This is a genomic window from Streptomyces sp. E2N166, from assembly GCF_003671715.1.
GTDB lineage: Bacteria > Actinomycetota > Actinomycetes > Streptomycetales > Streptomycetaceae > Streptomyces > Streptomyces thinghirensis.
Genome location: NZ_RAIF01000006.1, coordinates 196,995 through 197,237, shown reverse-complemented (window position 1 = coordinate 197,237; position 243 = coordinate 196,995). Strand labels below are relative to the sequence as shown.

Annotated in this window: 1 protein-coding gene; it reads left to right on the top strand. The window is 72.4% G+C overall.

The features are described from left to right. The coding region (locus tag EBH09_RS37440) for an AMP-binding protein (protein ID WP_153182588.1) at nucleotides 1-243 on the top strand (243 nt) is incomplete at both ends.

Here is a 243-nt window from a genome sequence, read left to right as displayed (position 1 = left end):
TTGAAGAGCGGTGCGGCCTACGTTCCGCTGGACCCGGACTATCCGGCCGAGCGCACCGCCCGCATCCTCCAGGATGCCGCTCCGGCACTGTACCTGACCGCTCTGGACGGCCTCGGCCTGGACGGTTACAGCGACCAGGATCCGCCGCGGGCCGCCTGCGGGCGCAACGCGGCCTACCTGCTCTACACCTCCGGCTCCACCGGCCGCCCCAAGGGCGCCGTCATCGACCACCACGCCCTGGCC